The following is a 22,829-nucleotide window of genomic DNA, read 5'->3' as shown; positions in this document are numbered from 1 at the left end:
CGCGCCGCGCGATGCGGCCCACTCGCGCGGCCCAGCCCGGCGCTTCTCTCCCGGAGCGCCGGCACCGCGTCCATGACGCTTTCCTTGTATTCGCTGTCGGACGACGGCAGGCGACCGGTATAATTGCGTGCTTTGCTGCGGCGTTTCGTGCGCCGCACGCCCGCATTCCAACTTCCCGGCAGGACCACCACCATGACAGCCCTCCTCATCGACGGCAACGCCCTCTCGAAGACCTTGCGCGCGCAGGCCGCCGAACGCGCCGCCGCCCTGACCGCACGCGGCCACCAGCCCGGTCTCGCGGTGATTCTCGTCGGCGCGAACCCGGCGAGCGAAGTCTACGTGCGCAACAAGATCAAGGCGTGCGAGGACAACGGCTTCTTCTCGCAGAAGGACGCGTACCCGGACACGCTGTCGGAAGCCGACCTGCTCGCGCGCATCGACGAACTCAACCGCGACCCGAAAATCCACGGCATCCTGGTCCAGTTGCCGCTGCCCGCGCACATCGACAGCCACAAGGTGATCGAGGCGATCGCACCGGAGAAGGACGTCGACGGCTTCCACGTCGCGAACGCCGGCGCGCTGATGACGGGCAAACCGCTGTTCCGCCCGTGCACGCCGTACGGCGTGATGAAGATGTTCGAAGCGCACGACATTCCGCTGCAGGGCGCGAACGCGGTCGTGATCGGCCGCTCGAACATCGTCGGCAAGCCGATGGCGATGCTGCTGCTCGAAGCCGGCGCGACCGTGACGATCTGCCACAGCAAGACACGCGACCTCGCCGCGCACACGCGCCAGGCCGACATCGTGGTCGCAGCGGTCGGCAAGCGGAACATCCTGACGGCCGACATGGTCAAGCCCGGCGCGACGGTGATCGACGTCGGGATGAACCGCGACGACGCGGGCAAGCTGTGCGGCGACGTCGACTTCGCGGGTGTGAAGGAAGTGGCCGGCCACATCACGCCGGTGCCGGGCGGCGTCGGCCCGATGACGATCACGATGCTGCTGATCAACACGATCGAAGCGGCCGAGCGCGCCGCCGCGGGAGCCTGAGCGAGCCAAGCGGCACGCAGGCACCCGACCCATCGAGCCGGCGCACGTTCGTGCGCCGGCGCCCCGCCGGCCGTTATCGCACGTTATCGCGGCCGCGTCGCAACGCTGTCATACCATCACTCCCCGCGCCGCATTCCACCCGTATCCGACCCCACGCCGGGCGCGTCCAATCGCGCCGTTAGAAACTAACGATTGGAAAGCGCACGATGCGCCCCAATAATGTCGGTATCGGGCGTCGCTGCATCGCGCCCCACCCTTTTCACCCCGGTTCATCCGGCAACAGACAGGGAGTCTTAATGTCCGCCAGCGCCAATACCAATCCGCTCCTCGATTTTTCCGGCCTGCCCCGCTTCGGCGAGATTCGTCCGGAACACGTGACGCCCGCGCTCGATACGCTGCTCGATGCCGCCAACCGCGCGGTCGAGACGGCGAGCGCGCCCGCGACGCCGGCGACCTGGGCCGCGATCGTCGAGACGGTCGAGCAGGCAACGGAGCCGCTCGGGCGCGCATGGGGCGTCGTCGGCCATCTGAACGCGGTCGCCGATACGCCGGAGCTGCGCGCCGCATACGGCGAGAACCTGCCGCGCGTGACCGAATTCTGGTCGAGCGTCGGCCAGAACCTCGCGCTGTACGAGAAGTACAAGGCGATCGCCGCGAGCGCCGAATACGCGACGCTGTCCGCCGAGCGCAAGAAGATCCTCGACAACGCGCTGCGCGATTTCCGGCTGTCCGGCGCCGAGCTGCCCGAAGACCAGAAGCCGCGCTTCGCGGAACTGCAGGAGCAGCAGGCCGCGCTGTCGAAGGCGTTCTCCGACCACGTGCTCGACGCGACCAACGCGTACGCGTATTTCGCGCACGACGAAGCGGAACTCGCCGGCCTGCCGGGCGACGCGATCGAAGCGGCGCGCGAGGCCGCGCAGAAGGACGGCAAAGAAGGCTGGAAATTCACGCTGCACTTCCCGTCCTATTTCCCGGTGCTGCAGTACGCGGAGAACCGCAAGATGCGCGAGACGCTGTACCGCGCGTATGCGACGCGCGCATCGGAACTCGGGCCGCAGTACGGCGGCGGCAAAGCCGAGTGGGACAACACGGCGATCGTTGCGGATGAGCTGAAGCTGCGCCGCGAAGAGGCGCAGATGCTCGGCTACCGCAACTTCGCCGAAGTGTCGCTCGCGCCGAAGATGGCCGAATCGCCGCAGCAGGTGATCGCGTTCCTCGAGGATCTCGCGACGCGCGCGCGCCCGCATGCGGAGAAGGATTGGGACGAACTGCGCGCGTTCGCTGGAAAGGAACTCGGGCTCGCCGAGCTCGCACCGTGGGACGTCGCGTTCGCGGCCGAGCGGCTGCGCCAGCAGCGCTACGCGTTCTCGGAAAACGAGGTCAAGCAGTATTTCCCGGAACCGGCCGTGCTGAAGGGCCTGTTCACCGTCACCGAAACGCTGTTCGGCGTGCGGATCAGGCCGGACGACGCGCCCGTGTGGCACAAGGACGTGCGCTTTTTCCGCGTCGAGAACCGCGACGGCTCGCTCGTCGCGCAGTTCTATCTCGATCTGTATGCCCGCGAAGGCAAGCGCGGCGGCGCGTGGATGGATGACGCGCGTGCGCGCGCGAAGCGCGGCGGCACCGTGCAGACGCCGGTCGCGTACCTGACGTGCAACTTCTCGGCGCCGGTCGGCGGCAAGCCGGCGTGCTTCACGCACGATGAAGTCATCACGCTGTTCCATGAATTCGGCCACGGGCTGCATCACATGCTCACGCGCGTCGACGAGCTCGGCGTGTCGGGCATCAACGGCGTCGAATGGGATGCGGTCGAGCTGCCGTCGCAGTTCATGGAGAACTTCTGCTGGGAATGGGACGTGCTGTCGTCGATGTCGTCGCACGTCGATACGGGTGCGTCGCTGCCGCGCGAGCTGTTCGACAAGATGATCGCCGCGAAGAACTTCCAGAGCGGGCTCGGCACGCTGCGCCAGATCGTGTTCTCGATGTTCGACATGCTGCTGCACGTCGACTTCGATCCGGCCGGCGCGACCGGCGTGAACGCGTTCGCGCGCGAGATCAACGAACGCTATCACGTGATCCCGCAAGCCGCGTTCTCGCGCTGGCCGAACACGTTCAGCCACATCTTCGCGGGCGGCTATGCGGCCGGCTACTACAGCTACAAGTGGGCCGAGGTGCTGTCGGCCGACGCGTACGCGGCGTTCGAGGAAGCGGCCGCTGCCAGCGGCAGCGTGCTCGACGCGGCGACCGGCACGCGCTATCGCCGCGAGATCCTAGAAGTCGGCGGCAGCCGCCCGGCGATGGATTCGTTCAAGGCGTTCCGCGGCCGCGAGCCGAACATCGACGCGCTGCTGCGCCACAACGGGATGGCCTCGCCCGCGCATTGAGCGCGCGGCCCGGTTCGTCCGGCTTGCATCGGCAGGCACCGCTTCGGCGGTGCCTTTTTCATGGCGCCGGCGTTTCGTCGCCGGCTTCGGCCGCACTGCCTCGCTCGTTCGTGCCGCCCGCGTGCCCGGAAACGTCCACGTGATCGGCTTCGTCGTCGAACAGCGAGAACTGCCCGTGACGCTCGGCGGTATCCTCGTCGATGCGCACGCCGACGCCAAGCAGCCGCACCGCCTGCGCGCGCCGCTGCAGCCCCTTCGCGAGCAGCGTGACGGCCGTCTGCGCATTCGTCGCGTCGGCCACGCATTCGACCGTCGTGCGCTGGAAATCGGCGAAGCGGATCTTCACGTACAGCTTGCGGATCGACCGAGCCGCACCCGCGCGCGCGATCCGCGCATCGAGCTGCACGACGAGGCGGCGAATCTCGTCCGCGCATTGTTCGAGCGTCGTCAGATCGGTCACGTAGGTCGTCTCGACGCTGACCGACTTGCGCTCCTGATCGGCCTGCACCGGCCGCTCGTCGATCCCGCGCGCGAGCTGGTAAAGCCGCCGGCCGAACGCGCCGAACTCGCGATGCAGGTCGATCAGCGACCAGTCGCGCAACTGCGCGCAGGTCTGGATCCCGAGCCGGTCGAGCCGCGTGGCCGTCACCTTGCCGACGCCGTGCAGCTTGCGCACCGGCAGCGCCGCGACGAACGCGTCGACTTCGTGCGGGCGCACGACGAACAGGCCGTCGGGCTTGTTCCAGTCGGACGCGATCTTCGCGATGAACTTGTTCGGCGCGACGCCGGCCGACACCGTCACGCCGACCGTGTCGTACACGCGCTGGCGGATCTCGCGCGCAATCAGCGTCGCACTGCCCTGGCATAGTTGCGAACCGGTGACGTCGAGGTAGGCCTCATCGAGCGACAGCGGCTCGACGTCGTGCGTGTAGTCGCGATAGATCGCCATGATCTGCCGCGACGCCGCGCGGTACTTGTCCATCGCGGACGGCAGGATCAGCAGGTCCGGACACTTGCGCATCGCCAGCGCCGACGACATCGCCGAATGCACGCCATAGCGCCGTGCCTCGTAGTTGCAGGTCGCGATCACGCCGCGCTGGTCGGGCCGGCCGCCAACCGCGAGCGGCCGGTTGCGCAGCGACGGGTCGTCGCGCATCTCCACCGACGCGTAAAAGCAGTCGCAGTCGCAATGGATGATCTTGCGCACGCGCGGCGGCGCGTCGCCGGGCGGCGGCGCGTGCGAATCGGCAGGCGGGATGGTGGTCGGGCTCACGGTGCCGATACTGTACAAAAACACAGTGGCCGTTTCAACTGCCGCGTACTCGGCCATGCTGCCATCGCCGGACACCGCCACGCCGCCGCCCGCCGAGCCGTTCCGGCCACGTGCTCACGGCAGCGCCGTACCGGCCGGCTTCGCGCGGATCGTACCGCCGCGCGCACGGGCCGGCACCTATACTCGTCCGTCACGACATACGAAACGCAAGGGTGACGGATGAAGACGATCGGACTGATCGGCGGGATGAGCTGGGAATCGTCGGCCGAGTACTACCGGATGATCAATCGCCATTCCAAGGCGCTGCATGGCGGCCATCACAACGCGAAGAGCGTGCTCGTCACGGTGGATTTCGCGGAGATCGAAGCGCTGCAGCGTGCGCACGACTGGGTCGCGCTGGGCGAACGGATGGCGGATGCCGCACGTCGACTCGAAGCGGCCGGCGCCGATCTCGTGGTCCTGACGACCAACACGATGCACCGCGTGTGCGGTGCGATCGAGGCGGCGGTGTCGCTGCCGTTCCTGCACATCGCCGATCCGACCGGCGCCGCGCTGCGCGGCGCGGGGGTCGAGCGCGTCGCGCTGCTCGGCACGCGCTACACGATGGAGCTGCCGTTCTATGCGGAGCGGCTGCGCGAGAAGTTCGGCCTCGACGTGCTCGTGCCGGACGAACGCGGGCGCGACGACGTGCACCGGATCATCTACGACGAGCTTTGCCACGGCGTCATCTCGGCGGAGTCGCGTGCGACGTATGGGTCAATCATCGACGAACTGGCGACGCGCGGTGCGCAGGCCGTGATCCTCGGCTGCACGGAAATCACGCTGCTGATCGGCGCGGACGACTCGCCGCTGCCGGTATTCGATACGACCGCGCTGCACGCGAAGGCGGCCGTCGAGTGGGCTGCGCGCTGAACGACGCGCGCCGTCGCGGATCGACAATCGCGGCCTGATCGCATCGCCGCATTGTTTCGTGCGGCGGGATTCACTCTCTACTGGGCCAATCAGTTGTCGTCGCAACATGGCGGACATACGATCTACACCGGCATCCAGCCGCGCACGCAAAGCAGCAACATGGTGATCTTCCGCGCGTTCGGCAGCGGCACGGCGCCGACGGCGGTTCCGGAACGTCGCGCTCGATCGGCTACCCGTGGAAAACCGGCCACGCCTATCGATTGCAGGTGACCGTGAAGCAGGCCAATCGCGGCGACGGGCGCTCGACCGTCGACGGCTTCATCACCGACGTCGCCACCGGCGCGACGACGCCGACCGGCAGCATTGCCGTGCCGGCCGACTGAGGCGGCCTGTCGAGTTCCGCTTATCTGTTCGACGAGTACTTTCCGTTCAACGCTGCAAAGGACCCGATACAGCGGCCATGTATGCCGGATGCGCGCTACATGACGTCGCTGCCGCATTTCTATCTAAAGGATGTCGGCTACCCGACGACCGAGCGATCGATCCAGCTGAATACGGACAAGGACAAGTGCGCGGTGCTGTCGGGCGCGCCGAACGCGCGGGCCACGCTGGTCAACACGGCGACCTATCTGGTCGAGAACGGCTTCCTGCCGGGGAGCCCCGGCACGCCGAAACGAAATAACCCGCGGGCGCGGAAAACAAAAAACCCGGCATGAAGCCGGGTTCTTGTCGACGAAGCGCGCATCGGTCAGTTGCGCTGCACATCGTCTGGTGTGCTTGGTTGCGGGGGTAGGATTTGAACCTACGACCTTCGGGTTATGAGCCCGACGAGCTGCCAGACTGCTCCACCCCGCGTCAGAGAAATAAATTATAGGGTGAGGGAGCACTCACGTCAATACCTTTGTCACAATTTCTTCGAGCGTCCGCGCGACACCCGATGCATCGCGCCTGCTTCGCATCGCGCGTCGCACGCGTTCGCGCCCCGTGCTCGCGGTAAGATGGCGGCCTTCGCATCCACCCCGCACGCACTCCCGTTCATGAAAATCGCCACCTGGAACGTCAACTCGCTCAACGTCCGCAAGCAGCACGTGCTCGACTGGCTCGCGCAAAGCCGCGCCGACGTGCTGTGCCTGCAGGAGCTGAAGCTGCCGGACGAGAAGTATCCGCGCGCCGATCTCGAGGCCATCGGCTACCGCAGCTGGTTCACGGGTCAGAAGACCTACAACGGCGTCGCGATCCTCGCGCGCGACACGCTCACCGTCGACGAATCGGACGTCGTGCGCAACATCCCGGGCTTCGACGATCCGCAGCAGCGGCTGGTCGCCGTGACGGTCGAAGGCGTGCGCATCGTGTCCGCGTATTTTCCGAACGGCCAGGCGCTCGACTCCGACAAGTTCGTCTACAAGATGCAATGGCTCGACGCACTGCAAGCGTGGCTCGCCGCCGAGATGCAGCGCTATCCGAAGCTCGCGTTGCTCGGCGACTTCAACATCGCGCCGGAAGACCGCGACGTGCACGACCCGGCGAAATGGGTCGGCCAGAATCTCGTGTCGCCGCAGGAGCGCGCCCACTTCGCGAAGCTGATCGAGCTCGGCTTCGTCGATGCGTTCCGCCGCTTCGAGCAGCCCGAGAAGACCTTCACGTGGTGGGACTACCGGATGTTCGCGTTCCGCCGCAACGCCGGGCTGCGCATCGACCACGTGCTGTTGTCGCCAGCGCTCGCCGACACGTGCACGTCGTGCGAGGTCGACCGCGTGCCGCGCACGTGGGAGCAGCCGTCCGACCACACGCCGGTCGTCGCGGTCGTCAGCTAAACCCGCCCCGCCCACGCGCGCTCACGCCCGCGCTCACCTGCGCGCGGACGCCGGCCCGAGATGGGCCCACAGGAAACCGAACTCCGCCGCATCCGATTCGGCGCGTTCGAGATCGTCGGCGCTGCCGTGACCGCCGTCGGTGTTCTCCCAGTACCACACCCGTTCGTGGCCGAGCGCGTGCATGCGCGCGGCCATCTTGCGCGCATGCGCGGGATGCACGCGATCGTCGCGCGTCGACGTGGTCAGCAGCAGCGGCGGATAGACGACGCCTTCGCGCACGCGGTGATACGGCGAATAGGCGGCCAGCGCCGCGCCCTCGCGCGCATCGTCCGGATCGCCGTACTCGTCGAGCCACGCGGCTCCCGCATGGAGCTTCGGATAGCGCTGCATGTCGAGCAGCGGCACGCGGCACAGCACCGCACCGAACAGCTCGGGACGCTGCACCATGCACGCGGCGACCAGCAGCCCGCCGTTGCTGCCGCCTTCGATACCGAGCTGCGCAGCCGTCGTCACGCCGGTGCGGATCAGATCCTCGGCCACCGCGATGAAATCGTCGAACGAGCGCTGCCGATGCTCGCGCTGCGCATCGACGTGCCAGCCCGGCCCGTATTCGCCGCCGCCGCGGATGTGCGCGAACGCCGCGACGCCGCCGCGCTCCAGCCATCCGATGCCGAGTGCGTCGCTGTAGCCCGGCAGGTTCGGAATCGCGAAGCCGCCGTAGCCCGACAGCAGGCATGGCCGCGCGACGCGGCGCGTGCCGCCGGGCTGATCCGCCTCGTCGAGCGCATCGCGCGGCCCGATCAGCGTGTACGGCACGATCGTGCCGTCGCGCGAGCGCACATTCGCGCGGCGCACCACGAGCCCGTCCGCGGCGAAGCGCACCGGCGGCCGGTCGAGCAATACGCGGCGCGACGGCGCATCGGCCGCGCGATCGCCCAGATCGGCGAGCCAGCATTCGGGCGGATCGAGATAGGTATCGATGTCCACGTAGACGTCGTCGTTCAGCGTCGACTCGACCGGCTCGACGTCGATCTGCGCATCGCCCGGCCACTCGAACGGCCGCGCGTCCCACGTCCATGCGCCATCTTCGGCCCGGCGCGGCTGCCACAGCATCGTGCGGTTGTGCACGTCGTCGAGCCAGCTCGCGATCAGCATCGTGCGCGTGTGCGTCCACGTGCACGCGGACGTCGAAGGCCGCGGCTCGAACAGCGTCGTGAACGCGCGCGACCCGGCGAGGAACGCCTGCTCGCGGATCGCGAGCAGCGAACCACCGGCGTGACGCACGCCGCCGCAGTCCCAGTCGAGTCGCGGCTCGAGCACGAGCCACCCTTCCCAGAAGCCGACCTCGACGTGCGTCGGCACGTCGTAGCGCACCCACTCGCCCGCTTCGTTCAGCCAGTACGCGTGCGCATCGAAGAAATCGACGCTGCGCCACGCGACGTGGCGGCCGTCGATCGGATCGAACCACGCGCCCGCGCTGATGTCGTCGGGTTCGCCGCGAAACACGACCGGCGCGTCGGCGAGCGGCGTCCCACGCACCCAGCGGCGCGCGTCGTACGGATAGCCGGCCGCGGTCGCATGCGCTTCGCCGCGATCCCAGCTCACATACACGGTATCGCGATCGATCCAGCCAATCGTGTGATGCCCGGGTTCGTCGATCGTGAACCCGCCGTCGACGAAGCGGCGCTCCACCAGATCGAATTCGCGCACGACGACGGCGTCGGCGCCGCCCGGCGACAGCGACAGCAACGCACGGTCGCCGTCCGGATACAGGATCGCGTCCTGCTCGAAGACCCACGATTCGCGTTCCTGCGCACCGAGCGCGTCGACGTCGAGCAGCGTTTCCCACTCGGGCCGGCCGGCCCGCCAGTCGTTCCAGCGTGCGCGGCGCCACAGCCCCTTCGGATGGAGATCGTCCTGCCACAGGTCGTACGCCCAGTCGCGCCAGCGGGTCGGAATCACCGGACGCTCGCGCGGCAGGTACGCGTGCGCGAGCCGCGCGGCGAGCGCGCGATACGCATCGTCGTCGCGCAGCGCCGCACGCGTACGCGCGTTCTGCGCGTCGACCCACGCGCGGGCGCGCTTGCTGTCGAGCGATTCGAGGAAGCGGAACGGATCGGCCGCGGCGGGCCAGCGGAAGGAATCGGACATGACGGAAGTGCGCGTGACGGCAAACCGCGATTATGTCCGATCGCGGCATGCGCGATGCACGCGCATGCCGCGATAGTGGCTTACGGCTCCAGGTGCAGTTCCTGGATCTTGCGCGTAATGGTGTTGCGGCCGATGCCGAGCCGCTCCGCCGCCTCGACCTTGCGGCCGCGCGTGAAGTCGAGCGCCTCGCGGATCACGGCCGCCTCGAAGCGGCGCGCGAGTTCGTCCATCACGTCGGCGGAATTCTCGCGCAGCAGCCGCGCGACTTCGGTGCGCAGTCCGTTTTCCCACATCGGATAGCCGGCCGGCGCACCGTTCGGCGCGGCCGCGACCGACGACGTCAGCGGCGCCGACCCGGCCGCCGGCTGCACGCGCATCGCGTCGCCTGCGCCGCCGCTGCCGTTCACCGCGCCGCCTGCATCCGCGCCATCGGCCGGCGCCGTCACCGGCGCGCCGGTCGGCACGAGATCGGGCGGGAGATCCTTGATCTCGACCGTCTGCGCGGGCGCCATCACGGTCAGCCAGTTCGCGAGGTTCTCGAGCTGCCGCACGTTGCCGGGAAACGGCAGCGACGTCAGGTACGCGAGCGCCTCGTCGGACACGCGCTTCGGCTCGACGCCGAGATCGCGCGCGCTCTTCTGCAGGAAGTGGCGCGTGAGCAGCGCGATGTCCTCGCTGCGCTCGCGCAGCGGCGGCAGCCGCAGCCGGATCACGTTGAGACGGTGGTAAAGATCCTCGCGGAACAGCCCCTGCCGCACGCGCGCCTCGAGATTCTGGTGCGTCGCGGCGATCACGCGCACGTTCGCGCGCAGCGGATTGTGGCCGCCGACCCGATAGAACTGCCCGTCCGACAGCACGCGCAACAGGCGCGTCTGCAGATCGAACGGCATGTCGCCGATTTCGTCGAGGAACAGCGTGCCGTTCTCGGCCTGCTCGAAGCGGCCCTGGCGCGCCGTCTGCGCGCCGGTGAACGCGCCGCGCTCGTGGCCGAACAGTTCGGATTCGAGCAGGTCCTTCGGAATCGCCGCGGTATTCAGCGCGATGAACGGGCCGTTCGCGCGCGGGCTGTGACGATGCAGCGCGCGCGCGACCAGCTCCTTGCCGGTGCCCGACTCGCCCGTGATCAGCACGGTTGCGGCCGAGTGCGACAGCCGGCCGATCGCACGGAACATGTCCTGCATCGCAGGCGCCTGGCCGAGCATCTCGGGCGCTTCGGCCACGCGCTCGTCCTGCGGCGCGCCGCCGCGCAGGCTTTCCTCGACCGCGCGGCGGATCAGCTCGACGGCCTTGTCGACGTCGAACGGCTTCGCGAGATATTCGAACGCGCCGCCCTGGAACGCCGCGACGGCGCTGTCGAGATCGGAGAACGCCGTCATGATGATGACGGGCAACCCCGGCAGCCGCTCGTGCATCGCCTGCAGCAGCTCGAGGCCGGAGCCGCCCGGCATCCGGATGTCGGACACGAGCACCTGCGGCGTCTCGTGGTCGAGCGCGGCCAGCGCGTCGCGCACGTTCGCGAAGCTCTTGGTCGCGAAGCTGTCGCGGGCGAGCGCCTTTTCGAGCACCCAGCGGATCGATTGGTCGTCGTCTACTATCCAGATCGGCTTCATAGGTCGGTCAGATATTGGTGAATCCGGTGAATCGTCATGCCGCCGCTCAATGGTCGAGCGGCAGCAGGATCTGAAATTCGGTACGTCCAGGCCGGCTCTCGACCTCGATCATCCCGTCGTGCTGCTGCACGAACGTCTGCGCGAGCGTGAGACCGAGGCCGCTGCCGTCGTCGCGCCCGGACACGAGCGGATAGAAGATCCGGTCGCGGATTTCCTCCGGAATGCCGGGGCCGTTGTCGACGATGTGCAAGTCCAGTGCCAGCTTGTACAGGCGCTTCGCGATCGTCACCTTGCGCGCGACGCGCGTGCGCAATTCGATCTTCGCGTCGCCCTGCGCGATCCGTTCGCGCAGCGCCTGCGCGGCATTGCGCACGATGTTCAGCAGCGCCTGGATCAGTTGCTCCTTGTCGCCGCGCAGGTCCGGCACGCTGACGTCGTAGTCGCGCTCGATCGTGAGGCCGCGCGGAAATTCCGCGAGCATCACCGCGCGCACGCGTTCGCACACTTCATGAATGTTCACGTCGCCGACGATGTGCGGATGCCGGTGCGGCTCCAGCAGCCGGTCGACGAGCGTCTGCAGGCGGTCGGACTCCTTGATGATCACCTGCGTGTATTCGCGCAACTCGCCGCGTTCGCGCTCGCTCAGTTCGAATTCGAGCAGCTGGGCTGCGCCGCGAATGCCGCCGAGCGGGTTCTTGATCTCGTGCGCGAGGTTGCGGATCAGTTGTTTGTTGACCGCGGTCAGGTCGTGGATGCGCTCCTCGCGATCGGTGCGGGACTGCCGCTCGTTCTCGAACAGTTCGACCAGCACGAAATCGGGGGCCGTCTCGAGGAAGCCGACGATCGCGTGCACGTGCAGCGCCTCGCGGCCGGGCCGGTCGAGCACGGTGTCGAGATGCGTCGCGTGAAAGCGCTCCTGGCCGATCGCGGTGATCGTCGACGCGAGTTCGTTCGCGTTCGGGAAAATCTCGCCCCACGGCCGTTGCGCGAGCTGCCGGCGCGAAATGTCGAGCATTGCCTCCGCGGACGGGTTCGCGAACGCGATCCTGAGCGTCTTGCGGTCGAGCACGAGCACGACGGTCGGCAGTGCTTCCAGCCCCGCAAGCAGGCCCGAGCGTGCGAGCCGCTCGTCGTCCGTCAGTCGCTCGGGCTGCCCCGTTTTCGCCTTGATCAGATTCTTCAGAGCCATCGTGCGTGTCGTCGCGCCTCACCGGGCCGGAAAATGGAAAATTTTCGGAACAAAAAAGGGACGGCTGGGCGCCGTCCCCTTTCAGACTCCGCAGTTCCCGCCGCAAGCCGCGCGACGGGAACGAACCGGCATGACGGCGCTGGATGAAAGCGCCATCGCCGATTACAGCGAGTAGTACATCTCGAACTCGATCGGATGCGTCGTCATGCGGAACTTCGCCAGCTCCTGCTCCTTCAGCGCGAGGTACGCGTCGATCATGCCGTCGGTGAACACGCCACCGCGCGTCAGGAACTCGCGATCCTTGTCGAGCGCTTCCAGCGCCTGGTCGAGGCCTGCGCAGACGGTCGGGATCTTCGCATCCTCTTCCGGCGGCAGGTCGTACAGGTTCTTGTCCGCTGCTTCGCCCGGATGGATCTTGTTCTGCACGCCGTCGAGACCGGCCATCATCAGCGCGGTGAAGCACAGGTACGGGTTCGCCATCGGGTCCGGGAAGCGCGTTTCGATACGGCGGCCCTTCGGGTTCGACACGTGCGGGATGCGGATCGACGCGGAACGGTTGCGTGCCGAGTACGCGAGCTTCACCGGTGCCTCGAAGTGCGGGACCAGACGCTTGTACGAGTTCGTCGTCGGGTTCGTGATCGCGTTCAGCGCGCGAGCGTGCTTGATGATGCCGCCGATGTAGAACAGCGCGAATTCCGACAGGCCGGCGTAGCCGTTGCCCGCGAACAGGTTCTGGCCGTCCTTCCAGATCGACTGGTGAACGTGCATGCCCGAACCGTTGTCGCCGACGACCGGCTTCGGCATGAACGTCGCCGTCTTGCCGTACGAGTGCGCGACGTTATGGATGATGTACTTCGACCATTGCGTCCAGTCCGCGCGTTGCACGAGCGTCGAGAACTTCGTGCCGATTTCGTTCTGGCCCTGGCCCGCCACTTCGTGGTGGTGCACTTCGACCGGGATGCCGAGCTGTTCGAGCAGCAGGCACATTTCCGAACGCATGTCCTGGAACGTGTCGACCGGTGCGACCGGGAAGTAGCCGCCCTTCGTGCCCGGACGGTGGCCGGTGTTGCCGCCTTCGAATTCCTTGCCTGCCGACCACGGCGCTTCTTCCGAATTGATCTTCACGAAGCAGCCCGACATGTCCGTGTTCCACTGGACCGAGTCGAAAATGAAGAATTCCGGCTCCGGACCGAAGTAGGCGGTGTCGCCCAGGCCCGTGCTCTTCAGGTACGCTTCGCCGCGCTTCGCGAGCGAACGCGGGTCGCGCTCGTAGCCCTTGCCGTCGGCCGGCTCGACCACGTCGCAGGTCAGCACCAGCGTCGACTCTTCGTAGAACGGGTCGACGAACGCCGCGTTCGGATCCGGCATGAGCAGCATGTCCGACGCCTCGATGCCCTTCCAGCCGGCGATCGACGAACCGTCGAATGCATGGCCGTTCTCGAACTTGTCTTCGTCAAACGCCGAAACCGGCACCGACACGTGCTGTTCCTTGCCGCGCGTATCCGTGAAGCGGAAATCGACGAACTTGACGTCCTCGTCCTTCACGAGCTGCATGACGTCGGCGACGGTTTTACTCATAACCTCTTCTCCTGATTGAACAATTCCGGCGGACTGGGAACCGCCTCGTTTCTCGAGCTGCCCGGAGTCTGGCTTTGGCGCAGCGCGCCCCGGGTCGACCGAATTCTATATAGCAGCTTCCGTGCCAACCATCGCAAAACCGACGCGAATCGCGTCGGCCCGCGCCGCAGCGGGGCTTCGCTGCGCGATTCCGGGGCCGCGCACCGCATCGGTGGCTGCCCGCGGGCACCGATATGGTGCAGTTACGCCAATGCGCCGCGTCGGCCGTTCCATTGTGGTGCATTCCGGACATTCTGCACGCTTTTGGTGAACGCGTGCGCGGTGCGCGCCCGTCCGGGCACGCGGGCATCCGCGCGGCGCCGCGCTAGAATGTTCGTTTGACCGATACGGAGACCTCCTGCCATGAGTACGCTCGACCAGCTTTACGCGAAGGCCGAAGAACGCCGCGCCCAAGGCGCACTCGACTATGCCGGCGCGCTGCTGCCGGTAGAGGCATTCGAGCTGCTGCAGCTCGACCCGTCGGCACGCCTCGTCGACGTGCGCACGCGCGCCGAGCTCGACTGGATCGGCCGCCCGCTCGTCGGCGACGGCCAGTATCTGCACATCGAATGGACGCGTTACCCGGGCGGCGTGCCGAATGCCGAATTCATCAACGAACTGAAGGCGGCCGTGCCCACCGATACGCCGATCCTGTTCCTGTGCCGCAGCGCGGCCCGCTCGAAGCTCGCCGCGGTCGCATCGGCGCAGGCCGGCTTCACGAAGGCGTTCGATCTGCTCGAAGGCTTCGAAGGCGGCAAGGACGCCGAAGGCCACCGGAAAACGGTCGACGGCTGGTGCTTCCGGAAACTGCCGTGGATCGGCGCCTGACGGCGCGTCCGCTCGGTCACGCCCGCTTGCTACATCGTCGAGCCGGGCGATGACATCCCGATGACGGGCCGCATTGCGCGGCCCGTGGTCGTTGTGCGGCCTGCTGCGGCCCGCATCGGCGAACGATGCGCGCGACGCTCACGCGCGTCGCGTGTCCGGTTCGACGACGTCGCCGCCGAGCAGATGCACGCCTTCGCGCAGCTTCACGAACGCGGCCGCGACGGCCTCCGGCTCGCCCTTCACGCCGAGGTCGATATGCCGGCGCGCGTAGATGCCGCCGCGCTCGGCGTCGCCGACGCTCGGCAGGCTGAACACGCGCACGCCCGGAAAATCGCGCTCGATCTTCTCCATCAGCGGCGTGAGCGTCGATTCGGGCAGCTCGAACACGTACAGCGAGCGCTCCGCGTGCGGCGTCGCGTGGTGCAGATGCCGGTACTTCGTGTCCAGCACCCATTCGATCATCGGCCACGCCATCACCGGGAAGCCCGGCACGAAATGGAGATCGCCGACCGAGAAGCCCGGAATCCGGTTGTAGCCGTTCGGGATGATGGTCGCGCCCGCGGGAAACACGCCCATGTTGAAGCGGTGCTGGTTTTCCGGCGACTCGAAGTCGACCGGCGTGGCCGGATCGGCGTGCATCTCGCGGATGCGCTCCGCAATCAGCGCCTTCGCTTCCGGATGCAGCTGGAGCGGCACGCCGAGCGCAGCGGCCGCGCACTGGCGCGTGTGGTCGTCCGGCGTCGCGCCGATGCCGCCGGTGGAAAACACGATGTCGCCGGACGCGATCGCGCGCGCGAGCGTCACGGTGATGCGCGCCGGATCGTCGCGGACGTATTCGGCCCAGTCGAGCGCGAGGCCGCGCGCGCCGAGCAGCTCGATGACCTTCGCCAGATGCTTGTCCTGCCGGCGGCCCGAAAGGATTTCGTCGCCGATGATGATGATGCCGATGCTCATGCCTGCCCCATGTCGATTGCGGTGGCGCGCGAGCTCGCGCGCAGGTCGTCGAGCGCGCGCAGGCAATAGTGCCCGAACCACAGCGCCGAGAAAACGAGGATGAAAGCGTAAACCCAGATCATCGCCGCTGCCACGAACGGAAACAGCACCATCATCCAGACCGACGATACCCACACGAAGGTCGGCACGGTGCCGAGCAGCCCGGTCGCGATCCCGATCGCGATCAGCGGCCAGCGATGCTGCCGCACGAGCGCGCGGCGCTCGTCGCGGCTCGCGTGCTGCGCGAGCGCGTCGTAGGTCATCACGCGGTACGTGAGCCAGCCCCAGATCACCGGCGGCAGCAGCGCGAAGAAGGGCGGGATCAGCCACAGCGGGATCGTGACGACGAGCAGCACGACGCCGACGATCGCCGCGCCGAGCGAATTGAACACGCTGCCGAAGAACGTGCCGCCCCGCTTCGCCTCGAGCGCGGCGAACTGACGGTTCGACAGATGCTTGATCACGACCGGCATCGAGATCGTCGCGATCAGCAGCAGCACGGTCAGCACGATCAGCGGAATCGCGAGCGACACGACGACGAACGGCGCGACGACCGCATGCAACTGCGACATCCCGATCGCGTCGAATGCGCGATACAGCGCGGCGGTCAGCACGAACCCGTCGAGCGCGCCGCGCGCGACGTCGATCAGCGTCTGCCACGAGAACCACAGCACGACGCCCCACAGCAGCGCCGACACGACGAACGGCATCAGCGTGAGCCACAGCATGCGCGGGTGCAGCGCGCTGGCGAACGCCCGGGCGAAGGAGCGCAGCAAATCGTTCATGCGAACCTGTATCGACGAAGAAAAACGGGGAAAGGATAAACCACACGGCCCGCGTGCGCCAAAGCGCAGGCGGGCCGTGTCGGAAAGCCGTTCAACGGGAACGTAAGACGGCGTCAGGCCGACGCCGCGCCGCGCTTCGCCGGCACGAGGCGCCGGAAGATCCGCACGAACGCGAGGCCGTGCTGCGCCCAGAAGCCGTCGCCGTAGGACACGCCTTCGACCTGCTCGCGGATGCCGGTCGGCTCGACCGTGCGGTTCCACGACGCGGTGCCGAACATCATGTCCCACCACGGGAACAGCACGCCGAAGTTGCAGCCGTACTTGGTGCCTTCGTGGCCGTAGCCGACCGCATGGTGGCGCCGGTGGAAGGTCGGGCTCACGAGCAGGCGCTCGCCGAGCCGGCCGTACGACAGCCGCGCATTCGTATGCTGGATGCTCTGCAGGAAGTTGGTGAGTGCGGTCAGCACGACGAACTGCGACGGCGTCACGCCGATCACGAGCGCGATCGCCGCGAAGAAGCACGACTGGATCAGGTCGTCGAGCAGGTGATTGCGGTCGTCGCACCACAGCGACATCTGGCGCTGGCTGTGATGCACCGCGTGCAGCTCCCACCAGACGCCGAACTTGTGCTGCCAGCGGTGATACCAGTAGCCGGCGAAATCGAGCACGACGAGGTAGATCGCGAACGCGACGATCGGCTGCGACGTCACGCCCGGCCACAGATAGTCGAGGTTGAAGTTCGACACGCCGTGCAGGCGCAGCCACGCCTGGAAGCGGTCGAACACCGGCTGCAGCGCGAAGAAGAAGAACAGCGTGTAGATGCCGAGCTTCGAGATCGCCGTATAGATCACGTCGACCCGCACCGCGCGGCGGTTCTTCCACCGCTCGACCGGCGCGAGCGCCTCGAGCGGGCGCAGCAGCGCGAACATCAGCACCATCTGCAGCGCGCCGATGATCACCCAGTACAGCGCGTCGTAGGTGTCCTCGTCATAGTCCATCAGGTTGAACTTGAAGAGGAGCGGCTGCACGACGTCGACGTACAGCCAGGTCTGGATGTCCGACACGAACGCATCGATCAGGTGCAGCATCATCCGCCTCCGCCCGTCACGCGCCGTTCGCAGCCTTCCACGGCGCGCGGTCGTAGAAGTAGATCCCGTGCGGCGAGCGGCCGACGGCGATCGTCTGCACCAGCTTGCGCGATGCGAGGTCGATGATACCGACCTTCTTCGCGAAGCGGAACGTCACCCACAGCGTCTTCTTGTCGGCGGACAGCTCCATGTCGTCGGGGCCCGGCAGCAGGCCGGTGATGTCGCCGACGTTGGTGAGTGTGTTCTCGTCGATGATGCTGATCGTGTTCGCGACCCGGTTCGTGACCGCGACGTGCGTGCCGTCGGCGAGCGAGCGGAAGTTGTGCGCGCCCTTGCCCGTGTAGATCTGCTTGACGACCTTCTGGTTGCGCCAGTCGACCACCGCGACGTAATCCGCGCCGGTCATCCCGACGAGCAGGAACTTGTCGTCCGGCGTGAGCCACAGGCCCGCCGGCACCTTGCCGACCTTCATCTTCCACTTGACCGTCTGCGTCGGCAGATCGATCGCCGCGATCTCGCCGGACACCTGCAGCGACACGAGCAGTGTCTTGCTGTCCTTCGTGAACGCGAGGTGGCTCGGCATCACCGCGAGCGGCACGCGCTTCGCGAGGTGCAGGTCATGCCCGTCGTAGCTGTAGAGGTCCACGCGGTCGAGCCGCAGCCCGGCTGCCGCGAACCACTTGCGGTCGGGCGAGAAGCCGAGCTGGTACGGATCGTCGATCCCTTCGAGGGTGCGCTGCAGCTTGCCCGTCTTCGGGTCGAGGAACATCAGGCTGTTCGAGACCGAATTCGCGACGATCAGCGACGAATTGTCGGGCGTCGCCATCAGGTGGTGCGGTTCCTTGCCGGTCGGCATCGTGGAAACGACCTCGCGGGACTGCTGGTCGATCAGGGAAAGCGTCGCTTCGGCCGAGTTGAGGACGATCACGTTGTTCGCGTGTGCGGCGGGCGCCAGCACGGCGGCGGCCAGCGCAAGCGTGCGGCCGAAGGAAAGGAAAGTGCGCATGAAGACTCACGTCGTGGAACAGCAGTCATTGTAGAACGTTCGGCGGGCCCCTCCGGTTGACCCAGGCCGGTGTTGCGCCACTTCGCCGCACGCCGCGGCGGCCGGGCGGCGGGGGCCAGAGCCCTGCGCCGCCGCGGGCCGGGACGACCGCCAACCTAGCGCTGCATCGACTCCCAGACCTTGTGCAGACGCTTGACAGAGACCGGCATCGGCGTGCGCAGTTCCTGCGCGAACAGCGAAATCCGCAATTCCTCGAGCAGCCAGCGGAATTCCGCGAGGCGCGGGTCCGCGACGCCGCCGCGCTGCGACACCGCGCGCTGGTATTGCTGGACGAGCGGCAGCAGTTCGGCGGACTGCTTCGCGTCGCGCGCCGGGTCGGCCTTCAGCTTGTCGATCCTCAGCGCGATGCCCTTCAGGTAGCGCGGGAAATGTGCAAGCTGCGCGTAAGGCGTGTCGATCACGAAGCGCTTGCCGACCAGCGCGGCCAGTTGCTGCTGCAGGTCCGCATGCGCGTGCGCGAACGGCTTCGCCTGCGCGAGCTTCTTCACGAGCCCCGCGTATTCCGCGAGGATCTGGCCGACGAGCCGCGCGATCTCCTGCGCGAGCAGGTTCAGGCGGCTGCGGCCCTCGTCGCGGCGCGCGTGGAAGCTTGCGTCGTCGTCGGGCAGCGGGTCCTGCAGGCATGCGCGGTCGAGCGCCGTGTCGATCAGCTGGTCGCGCAACTCGTCCTGCGTGCCGAGCGACATGTACTGCATCGCCATTTCGCGCAGCCCCGGCAGGTTCTTCTCCAGAAACTTGATCGGCTCCTTCAGTTGCAGCGCGAACAACCGGCGCAAGCCGGCGCGATGAATCCGCGCGGCTTCCTCCGGCGAGTCGAACACCTCGACGTCGCAGTGCGTGCCGCGATCGACGAGCGCCGGATAGCCGTACAGCGTCTGGCCACGCCGGCGGATTTCCAGCAGCTCCGGGAGCTTGCCGAAGTTCCACGTCGTCAGGTTTTCGTACAGCGCGGTCGCACCGGGTTCCGCCGCGGCGCCCGTGTGCGGGGCCGCGCCCTTGCCCGCCTTGCCGCCCTTCGCCGGCGCACCCGCCACCGCAGCCGGCGCCGGCACATCGGCCGCTCCCGCTTTTGCGTCCGTTTCGCCGCCGGGCGCGATCGTCGACGCCGCCGCGATCTTCTGGAACTGCTGCTGTGCCTGCGCGCCGAGCTCCTGGCGCAGCTGCGCGAGATTGCGCCCCATCGCGAGCTGGCGGCCGTGCTCGTCGATCACCTTGAAGTTCATGAACAAGTGCGCGGGCAGCGTCTCGAGCTTGAAATCGGCCGTCTTCATCGCGACCTGCGTCTCGCCGCGCACGTCGGCGATCAACGCGTCGACGAGGCCGCCCGCGCCGAAGCGCTCGCGGCCCGTGCGCTCGACGAAGCCGGCCGCGTACTCGGGCAGCGGCACGCAATGGCGGCGCAGCTTCTGCGGCAGCGACTTCAGCAGCAGTTGCACCTTCTCCTTCAGCATCCCCGGCACGAGCCATTCGCAGCGCCGCGCGTCGACCTGGTTCAGCGCGAACAGCGGCACCGCGAGCGTCACGCCGTCGCGCGGCGTGCCGGGCTCGAAATGGTACGTGAGCGCCATCTCGACGCCGGCCATCGTCGCGCGCTTCGGGAACAGCTCCGTCGTCACGCCGGCCGCCTCGTGGCGCATCAGGTCGTCGCGCGACAGGTACAGCAGCCGAGCCTTGTCCTCGGGCTGGCCGCCCTTCTTCACCTCGTCGCGATACCAGCGTTCGAACGCGGCGCCCGTGTGGATGCCGTCCGGAATCGCGTGGTCGTAGTACGCGTAGATCAGCTCGTCGTCGACCAGAACGTCCTGCCGGCGCGACTTGTGCTCGAGCTGCTCGATGTCGGCGAGCAGCTTGCGGTTGTGCGCGAAGAACGGCAGCTTCGTGTCGAACTCGCCTTCGACCAGCGCGCCGCGGATGAACAGTTCGCGCGCGCGCGCCGGATCCTGCTTGCCGAATGCGACACGGCGCCGGTTGTAGATCGGCAGCCCGTACAGCGTCGCGCGCTCGAACGCGCTGACCTGCGCGGGACGCTTCTCCCAATGCGGCTCCGACAGCGATTTCTTCAGCAGATGCGCGCCGATCTTCTCGACCCACTCCGGCTCGATCTTCGCGAGGCAGCGCGCGTACAGCCGGCTCGTCTCGACGAGCTCGGCCGCCATCACCCAGCGGCCGGCCTTCTTCGCGAGCACGGAGCCCGGCCACAGGTAGAACTTGATCCCGCGTGCGCCGAGGTAGTGCGGATCGTCGTCCGCTTTCATGCCGATGTTGCCGAGCAGGCCGGTCAACAGGGCCAGATGAATCTGCTCGTACGTGGCCTCGACTTCGTTGAGCCGCCAGCCGTGCTCGCGCACGACCGTCAGCAGTTGCGAATGGACGTCGCGCCATTCGCGCAGCCGCAAGTGCGACAGGAAGTTCTGCCGGCACGCGTCGATCAGCTGGCGATTCGACTTCTTGTGCGCGACGGCTTCTTCGAACCATGACCAGATCTTCAGCCACTGCAGGAATTCGGAACGTTCGTCCGCAAACCGGCGGTGCGCCTGATCGGCCTGCTCCTGTGCGTCGATCGGGCGATCGCGCGGGTCCTGCACGGATAGCGCGCTTGCGATGATCAGCACCTCGCGCAGCGACTGCTGGTCGCGCGCGGCGAGAATCATCCGGCCGACGCGCGGGTCGAGCGGCAGCCGCGCGAGCTCGCGGCCGAGCGGCGTCAGCGCGTTGTCGTCGTCGACCGCGCCGAGCTCGTTGAGCAGCTGATAGCCGTCCGCGATCGCGCGGCCGGGCGGCGGCTCGAGGAACGGGAACGATTCGATCGCGGTCAGGTGCAGCGACTTCATCCGCAGGATCACCGACGCGAGCGACGAGCGCAGGATTTCCGGATCGGTGAAGCGCGCACGCGCCTGGTAGTCGCTTTCGTCGTACAAGCGGATGCACACGCCGTCGGCGACGCGGCCGCAGCGGCCCGCACGCTGGTTCGCGGCGGCCTGCGAGATCGACTCGACCTGCAGCTGCTCGACCTTGTTCCGGTACGAATAGCGCTTCACCCGGGCAAGGCCGGTGTCGACGACGTAGCGGATGCCCGGCACCGTCAGCGACGTTTCGGCCACGTTGGTCGCGAGCACGATGCGACGCGCGTTCGACGCCTTGAATACCTTGTCCTGATCGGCCGCCGACAGCCGCGCGAACAGCGGCAGGATCTCGGTGTGCGGCGGATGGTGCTTGCGCAGCGCCTCGGCCGCCTCGCGGATCTCGCGCTCGCCCGGCAGGAACACCAGCACGTCGCCGGGGCCTTCGCGGCACAGCTCGTCGACCGCGTCGACGATCGCATCCATCAGGTCGCGTTCGGCCTCGCGCGCGGTCTTCACGCGGTCGCGGCCGCCCGTGCCTTCGGCGTTCTTCACCGCCGGACGATCCTCGGCGACCGGGCGGTAGCGCATCTCGACCGGATACAGCCGCCCGCTCACCTCGATGACGGGCGCCGGACGTTCGTCGGTGCCGAAATGGCGCGCGAAGCGGTCGGCGTCGATCGTCGCGGACGTGACGATCAGCTTCAGGTCCGGCCGCCTCGGCAGAATCTCCTTCAGGTAGCCGAGCAGGAAGTCGATGTTCAGGCTGCGCTCGTGCGCCTCGTCGATGATCAGCGTGTCGTACGCCTTCAGCAGCGGATCGGTCTGCGTCTCGGCGAGCAGGATGCCGTCCGTCATCAGCTTCACGGACGCGCCCGGCGCGAGATTGTCGGTGAAGCGCACCTTGTAGCCGACCACTTCGCCGAACGGCGTGCCGAGCTCCTCGGCGATGCGCCGGCCGGTCGACGACGCGGCGAGCCGCCGCGGCTGCGTATGGCCGATCAGGCCCGTGCCGCCGGCGCCGAGGCCGCGGCCGAGATCGAGACAGATCTTCGGCAACTGCGTGGTCTTGCCCGAACCCGTTTCGCCGCAAACGATCACGACCTGGTGAGCGGCGATCGCGCGGGCGATCTCGTCACGCTTGCCGGACACCGGCAGGCTTTCGGGGTACGTGATCGGCGGGACGGGGTTCGGCGCGACGGTCGCGCGCGCCGGACGCTCGCGCCGCG

At 67.6% G+C, this 22,829-nt stretch carries 16 protein-coding genes and 1 tRNA gene; 6 read left to right on the top strand and 11 right to left on the bottom strand.

Going from position 1 to position 22,829, the window contains the following annotated elements; translation table 11 throughout:
- Positions 1 to 192: 192 nt before the first annotated feature.
- Both folD and BSE24067_RS30245 read left to right on the top strand, forming a co-directional pair.
- On the top strand, positions 193 to 1,050 hold the full coding sequence (gene folD / locus BSE24067_RS30250; protein ID WP_059546129.1) for a bifunctional methylenetetrahydrofolate dehydrogenase/methenyltetrahydrofolate cyclohydrolase FolD: 858 nt from the start codon (positions 193 to 195) through the stop codon (positions 1,048 to 1,050).
- A 296-nt stretch (positions 1,051 to 1,346) separates the two neighbouring features.
- Positions 1,347 to 3,434 (top strand): M3 family metallopeptidase, encoded by a 2,088-nt coding sequence (locus BSE24067_RS30245; protein WP_151066875.1) that lies wholly within the window; start codon positions 1,347 to 1,349, stop codon positions 3,432 to 3,434.
- A 58-nt stretch (positions 3,435 to 3,492) separates the two neighbouring features.
- Here BSE24067_RS30245 and dinB read toward each other — a convergent pair whose 3' ends face one another.
- Positions 3,493 to 4,731, bottom strand: a complete 1,239-nt coding sequence (gene dinB / locus BSE24067_RS30240) for a DNA polymerase IV (protein ID WP_151066895.1) — start codon at positions 4,729 to 4,731, stop codon at positions 3,493 to 3,495.
- A gap of 195 nt (positions 4,732 to 4,926) precedes the next feature.
- Here dinB and BSE24067_RS30235 point away from each other — a divergent pair, with 195 nt between their 5' ends.
- Positions 4,927 to 5,619 carry an aspartate/glutamate racemase family protein gene (locus BSE24067_RS30235; protein ID WP_151066877.1) on the top strand — a complete coding sequence of 231 codons (693 nt, stop codon included), beginning with the start codon at positions 4,927 to 4,929 and terminating at the stop codon, positions 5,617 to 5,619.
- Positions 5,620 to 6,101: 482 nt separating this feature from the next.
- Complete coding sequence (locus BSE24067_RS32690; protein WP_244130517.1) at positions 6,102 to 6,335, top strand: hypothetical protein; 234 nt, start codon at positions 6,102 to 6,104, stop codon at positions 6,333 to 6,335.
- Between the two features lie 62 nt (positions 6,336 to 6,397).
- Here BSE24067_RS32690 and BSE24067_RS30225 read toward each other — a convergent pair.
- Positions 6,398 to 6,474, bottom strand: a tRNA-Met gene (locus tag BSE24067_RS30225).
- A 182-nt stretch (positions 6,475 to 6,656) separates the two neighbouring features.
- Here BSE24067_RS30225 and xth point away from each other — a divergent pair.
- Positions 6,657 to 7,433 (top strand): exodeoxyribonuclease III, encoded by a 777-nt coding sequence (xth, locus tag BSE24067_RS30220; protein ID WP_208455055.1) that lies wholly within the window; start codon positions 6,657 to 6,659, stop codon positions 7,431 to 7,433.
- A gap of 33 nt (positions 7,434 to 7,466) precedes the next feature.
- On the opposite strand, the gene BSE24067_RS30215 is transcribed toward xth, so the two are convergent.
- The 4 genes from BSE24067_RS30215 to glnA all read right to left on the bottom strand — a co-directional run bounded on the left by BSE24067_RS30215 (position 7,467) and on the right by glnA (position 13,961).
- Complete coding sequence (locus BSE24067_RS30215) at positions 7,467 to 9,584, bottom strand: prolyl oligopeptidase family serine peptidase (RefSeq protein WP_151066880.1); 2,118 nt, start codon at positions 9,582 to 9,584, stop codon at positions 7,467 to 7,469.
- 80 nt (positions 9,585 to 9,664) lie between these two features.
- A complete protein-coding gene (ntrC, locus tag BSE24067_RS30210) occupies positions 9,665 to 11,194 on the bottom strand; it encodes a nitrogen regulation protein NR(I) (protein WP_151066882.1) in 1,530 nt (509 codons plus the stop codon).
- A gap of 46 nt (positions 11,195 to 11,240) precedes the next feature.
- Positions 11,241 to 12,383 (bottom strand): nitrogen regulation protein NR(II), encoded by a 1,143-nt coding sequence (gene glnL, locus BSE24067_RS30205; protein WP_170297530.1) that lies wholly within the window; start codon positions 12,381 to 12,383, stop codon positions 11,241 to 11,243.
- A 162-nt stretch (positions 12,384 to 12,545) separates the two neighbouring features.
- Positions 12,546 to 13,961: a type I glutamate--ammonia ligase gene (glnA, locus tag BSE24067_RS30200; protein ID WP_151066884.1), complete on the bottom strand. Its 1,416-nt coding sequence runs from the start codon at positions 13,959 to 13,961 to the stop codon at positions 12,546 to 12,548.
- A 402-nt stretch (positions 13,962 to 14,363) separates the two neighbouring features.
- On the opposite strand from glnA, the gene BSE24067_RS30195 reads away from it, so the two are divergent.
- On the top strand, positions 14,364 to 14,828 hold the full coding sequence (locus BSE24067_RS30195; RefSeq protein ID WP_151066886.1) for a rhodanese-like domain-containing protein: 465 nt from the start codon (positions 14,364 to 14,366) through the stop codon (positions 14,826 to 14,828).
- 138 nt (positions 14,829 to 14,966) lie between these two features.
- Here the strand turns inward: BSE24067_RS30195 and BSE24067_RS30190 are convergent, their stop codons facing one another.
- The 5 genes from BSE24067_RS30190 to hrpA all read right to left on the bottom strand — a co-directional run.
- The gene (locus BSE24067_RS30190; RefSeq protein ID WP_151066888.1) at positions 14,967 to 15,782 is read right to left on the bottom strand and encodes a competence/damage-inducible protein A; all 816 of its coding nucleotides are present in this window, start codon (positions 15,780 to 15,782) and stop codon (positions 14,967 to 14,969) included.
- Complete coding sequence (locus BSE24067_RS30185) at positions 15,779 to 16,606, bottom strand: EI24 domain-containing protein (RefSeq protein ID WP_151066890.1); 828 nt, start codon at positions 16,604 to 16,606, stop codon at positions 15,779 to 15,781. Before BSE24067_RS30185 ends, BSE24067_RS30190 begins: the two co-directional genes overlap by 4 nt.
- A 113-nt stretch (positions 16,607 to 16,719) precedes the next feature.
- Positions 16,720 to 17,694 carry a sterol desaturase family protein gene (locus BSE24067_RS30180; RefSeq protein WP_151066892.1) on the bottom strand — a complete coding sequence of 325 codons (975 nt, stop codon included), beginning with the start codon at positions 17,692 to 17,694 and terminating at the stop codon, positions 16,720 to 16,722.
- A gap of 16 nt (positions 17,695 to 17,710) precedes the next feature.
- On the bottom strand, positions 17,711 to 18,700 hold the full coding sequence (locus BSE24067_RS30175) for a YVTN family beta-propeller repeat protein (protein WP_151066893.1): 990 nt from the start codon (positions 18,698 to 18,700) through the stop codon (positions 17,711 to 17,713).
- Between the two features lie 155 nt (positions 18,701 to 18,855).
- A partial coding sequence (gene hrpA, locus BSE24067_RS30170; protein WP_254600366.1) for an ATP-dependent RNA helicase HrpA occupies positions 18,856 to 22,829 on the bottom strand: 3,974 nt, incomplete at its 5' end.

The sequence above is a fragment of the Burkholderia latens genome (genome assembly GCF_902499045.1).
GTDB classification, from domain to species: domain Bacteria; phylum Pseudomonadota; class Gammaproteobacteria; order Burkholderiales; family Burkholderiaceae; genus Burkholderia; species Burkholderia latens.
The sequence above is the reverse complement of the archived record's forward strand: the minus strand, read 5'-3'. Positions and strand labels throughout refer to the sequence as shown.

Coding starts and splice junctions, on each gene's coding strand:
- folD (WP_059546129.1), top strand. CDS start 193: ATGACAGCCCTCCTCATCGACGGCAACGCCCTCTCGAAGACCTTGCGC.
- BSE24067_RS30245 (WP_151066875.1), top strand. CDS start 1,347: ATGTCCGCCAGCGCCAATACCAATCCGCTCCTCGATTTTTCCGGCCTG.
- BSE24067_RS30235 (WP_151066877.1), top strand. CDS start 4,927: ATGAAGACGATCGGACTGATCGGCGGGATGAGCTGGGAATCGTCGGCC.
- BSE24067_RS32690 (WP_244130517.1), top strand. CDS start 6,102: ATGACGTCGCTGCCGCATTTCTATCTAAAGGATGTCGGCTACCCGACG.
- xth (WP_208455055.1), top strand. CDS start 6,657: ATGAAAATCGCCACCTGGAACGTCAACTCGCTCAACGTCCGCAAGCAG.
- BSE24067_RS30215 (WP_151066880.1), bottom strand. CDS start 9,584: ATGTCCGATTCCTTCCGCTGGCCCGCCGCGGCCGATCCGTTCCGCTTC.
- ntrC (WP_151066882.1), bottom strand. CDS start 11,194: ATGAAGCCGATCTGGATAGTAGACGACGACCAATCGATCCGCTGGGTG.
- glnL (WP_170297530.1), bottom strand. CDS start 12,383: ATGGCTCTGAAGAATCTGATCAAGGCGAAAACGGGGCAGCCCGAGCGA.
- glnA (WP_151066884.1), bottom strand. CDS start 13,961: ATGAGTAAAACCGTCGCCGACGTCATGCAGCTCGTGAAGGACGAGGAC.
- BSE24067_RS30195 (WP_151066886.1), top strand. CDS start 14,364: ATGAGTACGCTCGACCAGCTTTACGCGAAGGCCGAAGAACGCCGCGCC.
- BSE24067_RS30190 (WP_151066888.1), bottom strand. CDS start 15,782: ATGAGCATCGGCATCATCATCATCGGCGACGAAATCCTTTCGGGCCGC.
- BSE24067_RS30185 (WP_151066890.1), bottom strand. CDS start 16,606: ATGAACGATTTGCTGCGCTCCTTCGCCCGGGCGTTCGCCAGCGCGCTG.
- BSE24067_RS30180 (WP_151066892.1), bottom strand. CDS start 17,694: ATGCTGCACCTGATCGATGCGTTCGTGTCGGACATCCAGACCTGGCTG.
- BSE24067_RS30175 (WP_151066893.1), bottom strand. CDS start 18,700: ATGCGCACTTTCCTTTCCTTCGGCCGCACGCTTGCGCTGGCCGCCGCC.